The organism is Streptomyces sp. NPDC057616 (assembly GCF_042800575.1).
Taxonomy (GTDB): domain Bacteria; phylum Actinomycetota; class Actinomycetes; order Streptomycetales; family Streptomycetaceae; genus Streptomyces.
The window spans coordinates 1-4,728 of the sequence record NZ_JBHVGU010000083.1; the positions used below are offsets into that span (position 1 = coordinate 1).

4 protein-coding genes are annotated in these 4,728 nt (G+C 74.8%); 3 read left to right on the top strand and 1 reads right to left on the bottom strand.

Annotated elements, in window-relative coordinates; genetic code table 11:
- The first annotated feature begins 125 nt into the window (after window positions 1-125).
- The 3 genes from ACFU97_RS45710 to ACFU97_RS45720 are packed head-to-tail and all read left to right on the top strand — an operon-like array spanning window position 126 to window position 4,044.
- Window positions 126-812 carry a FadR/GntR family transcriptional regulator gene (locus ACFU97_RS45710; protein ID WP_384269161.1) on the top strand — a complete coding sequence of 229 codons (687 nt, stop codon included), beginning with the start codon at window positions 126-128 and terminating at the stop codon, window positions 810-812.
- Window positions 809-2,191 (top strand): hypothetical protein, encoded by a 1,383-nt coding sequence (locus ACFU97_RS45715; RefSeq protein WP_384269164.1) that lies wholly within the window; start codon window positions 809-811, stop codon window positions 2,189-2,191. Before ACFU97_RS45710 ends, ACFU97_RS45715 begins: the two co-directional genes overlap by 4 nt.
- Window positions 2,188-4,044: a GMC family oxidoreductase N-terminal domain-containing protein gene (locus tag ACFU97_RS45720; protein WP_384269166.1), complete on the top strand. Its 1,857-nt coding sequence runs from the start codon at window positions 2,188-2,190 to the stop codon at window positions 4,042-4,044. Before ACFU97_RS45715 ends, ACFU97_RS45720 begins: the two co-directional genes overlap by 4 nt.
- Here ACFU97_RS45720 and ACFU97_RS45725 read toward each other — a convergent pair.
- The gene (locus ACFU97_RS45725) at window positions 3,999-4,358 is read right to left on the bottom strand and encodes a DUF488 domain-containing protein (RefSeq protein ID WP_384269169.1); all 360 of its coding nucleotides are present in this window, start codon (window positions 4,356-4,358) and stop codon (window positions 3,999-4,001) included. The two genes, ACFU97_RS45720 and ACFU97_RS45725, sit on opposite strands and share 46 nt — an antisense overlap.
- Between the last annotated feature and the right edge of the window lie 370 nt (window positions 4,359-4,728).

Consider the following 4,728-nt stretch of genomic DNA (forward strand, 5'->3'; position numbering starts at 1 on the left):
ACACCACACCGACCGCCCCCGCGGCGTTGTCGTGCGAACAACCCACCGGCACGCGGGGGTTGACCGGCGGCGAGATCCACTGGTTCAGTGGCTCAGCCACTCATCCACTCCCTCAGGAGGCATCCGTGGAGGCACTGCCCCGCGAGACGATCGTGGACGTCCTCGAAGCCAGGCTGCGCGACGACATCCTCGACGGACGCCATCCGGCGGGCAGTTACCTGCCCCCGGAGCGCCGGCTGGCCGACGGCTACGGCGTCACCCGCACCACCCTCAAGCACGCCTTCGGCCGCCTCGTCCAGGCCGGCCTCCTGGAGACCCGGCACGGCGTCGGCACCAGGGTGCGCGACTACGCCCGGCTGGGCGGCGCCGACCTCCTGCCGATGCTCGTGCGGCACGACGCGAAATGGGTCCGGGAGATCTTCGAAGTGCGCCGCTCCATCGGCGCGTTGATAGCCGAACGGGCCGCCGCGCGGGCCACCCGCGAGCACCGTGCCGAACTGGGCCGCCTCCTGGACGCCGTACGGGAGGCGGACGGCGCGGACGCCGTGCAGCTCGCCGACGTCGAGGTGCACCGCGCCCTCGCCCGGGCGACCGGCAACCGTGTCTACGTCCTGCTGACCAACACGCTCTTCAACGCCTACCTCCCCGTGCGGGCCGCCCTGCGCGGCCCGTTCACCGATCCCGGGGCAGCCCACCGGCGGCTCGCACCGGTCGTGGACGCCGTGACGTCCGGCGACGGCCGCCGCGCGCACGCCGCTGCCGACGCCTATCTGCGCGACACCGAGAAGATCATGCTGGAGGGACTGGCATGAGGGGCACGACGTTCACGGAGAGCATGCTCGGCACGGTCCGGCTCGACGGGGACGACCGGGTCCGCCGGATCCGCCTCGACCTGCGCGCCGAGTCCGACGAGGTCCTGCGGCCGCACCGCACCACCCAGGCCCGCATCGACGGCCGGGTCCGCGTCTCCGGACTCGCCGACGACCCGGAGGCCACCGGCGAGTTGGAGATCTCGCCGCTCGCCCGCCGCCGCATCCGCTACCGGCTCACCTTCACCGCGGACGGCCGCCACCTCACCCTGGACGGCTGGAAGTCGGTCACCCCGCGCCACCCGGTGACGTCGATGACCGTGCTGCCGTTCACGCTGTACGAGGACGGCGCCCGGGTCGGACAGGGCACCCTGCGCTTCCCTGTCGCGACCGGCCTGGCCCCCTTCCTGCTGAGCTTCCGCTTTCCCCGCCGGGAGGACCCCGCCGCGTACGCCGTGCCCCGCTGGGACGGCACCCCCGGCCGCACCGAGGTCTGGTACACGACCCTCACCGACCCCGCGACCCGCACCGGCGTCTGGCTGCACCACGAACTGGTCACACCCACCGACGGATCCGCCCCCGTCGCCCACGGCTGGGCCGCCGTCTTCCCGCAGGAGGGGGAGGTCCGCCACGTCCGCTTCGGACCCGCGCCGTGGCCCGAGCCGGCCGAGGGGTTCTCGGCCGCCGGTGTCGACGCGTCTGCGGGACGACTGACCGGGAGCGCCGGCGACTTCGACTGGGACCTCACCGAACAGCCCCTGTCCGCGCCGCTGTTCACCTTCCCGCGCTGGTCCTGGCGGCGCCCCCTGCTCCCCGCCGCCCACATGCTCCCGGCCGCCCGGGCCACGTACGACGGAACGTTCAGCGACGGCAAGAACACCCTGACCCTGCGCGCCGCCCCGGGTGCCTCCGCCCGCATCCACGGCCACGGCAACGCCCATCGCTGGGCCTGGCTCCACGCGGACCTCGGCGACTCCGACGTCCTCGAGGTGATCGCCGCGGTGTCCACGCGGCCCGTGCTGAGGCGCCTGCCTCCGCTGGTCTTCCTGCGGTTGCGGTACCGGGGCCGCGAGTGGCCCCGGCGCGCCGAGCGTTCGGCGGTGGGTTTGCTCGGCATCGGACGGTTCCGGGCCCGGATCGGACTGCCCGTGTGGACGGTGACCGGCCGCACGCTGCTGCGGCGAGTCCGGGTCGAGGTCACCCAGCCCGCGGAACGCACGCTCGCCCTGGACTACCGCGACCCGGACGGCGCCGAGGCGGTGTGCCGCAACAGCGAGAGCGCCGACGCGACGATCCTGCTGGAGCGCTGGTGGGGCCGCTGGCGCAGCGAGGCCTCGTGGACGCTGCAGGGCACCGCGCACGCGGAGGTGGGGGACCGGTGACCGCACACGGACTGGTCGCCGCAATGCTCGCCGACACCGGGGACGAGGAGTGGCTCACGCGCGTGCCCGGCAGGCTCGACAGGTTCCTGTCCGCGCTGCCGGCGCCCATGCGAGCGGGCGTGCGCGCCGCCGCCACAGCGGTGGACGCGTACGCCGTCCTGCACAGCGGGCGGCGGCTGGCCGGCCTCACCCCGGACGAGCGCGAGACGGTGCTGGGCTCGCTCGCGGCGCGCCCCGGACTCGTACCGGCGCTCGACCTCCTCAAGGTGCCCGTGCTGCTCGCCGCCGCCACCGAGCGGACCCCGCTCCCACGGGCACCGCGCGCCCCCGAGGACCCGCCGCTGGACTGCACGCCCGCCGCCGAGTGGCCCGACCGGGCCACCGCCGACGCCGTCGTGGTGGGCTCCGGTGCCGGGGGAGCGGTGGCCGCGCGCACCCTCGCACGCGCCGGGCTCACCGTCGTGGTCCTGGAGGAGGGGGAGCACCACACCACCGCGTCCTTCGGCCGCCGCGCGCCCCTGGACCGCTTCAGCGACCTGTACCGGGACGGCGGCGCGACCGCCGCCCTCGGCAACCCGCCGCTTCTGCTGCCGGTCGGGCGGGCCGTCGGCGGCACCACCGTCGTCAACTCCGCTACCTGCTACCGCACTCCGGACCACGTCCTCGACCGCTGGAGCAGTCGCCACGGCTTCGCGCTGGCCGACGGACTGCCCGCCCGGCTCGACGAGATCGAACGCACGCTGCGCGTCGCCACCCAGCCGCTCGACGTCCTCGGCAGCAACGGCCTGCTCGCCCTGGCCGGTGCCGAACGGCTCGGCTGGCGGGCCGGTCCCCTGCGGCGCAACGCGCCGGGCTGCAAGGGCTCCTGCCAGTGCGTGGTCGGCTGCCCGACCGGCGCCAAGCAGAGCGTGCAGCTCTCCGTCCTGCCCGAGGCCTGTGCCGACGGGGCCCGCATCGTCACCGGCGCCCGCGCCCTGCGCATCCTGCTCGACCACGACCGTCCGGTCCCGCCGCGGGCGGCCGGCGTCCTGGCGCGCCGGGCGGACGGCAGCGAGCTGGAGATCCTCAGCCCCCTCGTCGTCACGGCGGCGGGCGCCCTGCAGAGCCCGCAGCTGCTGCGCCGCTCCGGCCTCGGCGGCCACCCCCGTCTCGGCCGCAACCTCAGCGTGCACCCGGCCACCAGCGTCGCGGGCCGCTTCGACGAACCCGTGACGTCCTGGCAGGGCGTGCTGCAGAGCGCCGGCGTGGAGGAGCTGCACGACCGCGGCATTCTGATCGAGGCGACGGCCGGCCCACCCGGCATGAGCAGCTTCGTCCTGCCCGGCCTCGGCCGCTCCCTGCGCCGCGAACTGGAGGGCGCCGACCGGCTCGCGGTCCTCGGCGCCATGATCGCCGACCGGCCCTCGGGCCAGGTGCTGGGCCGCGACCGCACCCTCGTCCGCTACCGCCTGGACCCCCGGGACGGCGACCGGCTCACGGCGGCGGTACGGGCCATGGGCCGCGTCCTGTTCGCCGCCGGCGCCCGGGAGGTCCTCACCGGTGTCCCGCGCGCGCCGCGCGCCCGTACCCTCGGCGAACTCGACGCCCTGCTCGCCGGGATCACCCCGCGGGAACTGCACCTGTCGGCCTTCCACCCGGCCGGCACCGTCGCCGCCGGCGGCGATCCGCTGCGGGCGCCGGCCGACGCCGTGGGACGGCTGCGGGGAGTCGAGGGTGTCCTCGTGGCCGACGCGTCCGTGCTGCCGGGCTGCCCGGAGGTGAACCCCCAGCTCAGCATCATGGCGGCCGCGCTGGCCGTCACCGAGACCTACCTCGAAGCGTCCTCGAGCAGACGGGCGAGCACGGCTGCGTGACTGGTGTCCGGCGTCTTGGAGCCGGTCAGCAGCGTCACGGTCCCCTTGGCGGCCAACTCCCGGACGTGTTCCAGGAGTTCGGCCGCCTCGAGGGCTTCCAGCTCGGCCTCGTAGCGGTCGGAGAACTCCTCGAAGGACCCCTCGCCCGCGTGGTACCAGCGGCGCAGGTCGGTCGACGGGGTGAGCGCCTTGGGCCACTCGTCCACGTGCGCGGCCTCCTTGGACAGCCCGCGCGGCCACAGCCGGTCGACGAGGACCCGGACACCGTCGTCCGCCTCGGGCGATTCGTACACACGCCGTACGCGCACGGTCATGTCCGGTCCTTTCCGCGGTGACAGGTGCTGTCGAGCGTAAGGCGGCTGCGTCGGGTAACGCCGCGCGAGGTGGCCCGAACGAGGAGTGGTCCCAAGGTGCGCGGGCACTTGCACAACGGCACCCCGCGTGCCCCAGCCGTTCCAACGGTGGCTTGACTCGCCGTTCACCACGCGGAAGTACGGTCTGGGCGGTCGAACAGCGCCTTCAACCTGACGAGTTCCTCACATGTGTCCGTCACAGTCGAGCCGTGATCATGAATAGACCCCGTGCCGCCCTGCTCGCCGCCTCCCTGCTCCTGACGGGATGCGGCGGCGGGGGCGCGGTGGCAACGGGACCACGACACCACGCCCAACCTCCGTCTCACTCTCC

Excerpts from the sequence above, each read along its gene's own strand:
- ACFU97_RS45715 (WP_384269164.1), top strand. The coding sequence starts at position 809 with ATGAGGGGCACGACGTTCACGGAGAGCATGCTCGGCACGGTCCGGCTC.
- ACFU97_RS45725 (WP_384269169.1), bottom strand. The coding sequence starts at position 4,358 with ATGACCGTGCGCGTACGGCGTGTGTACGAATCGCCCGAGGCGGACGAC.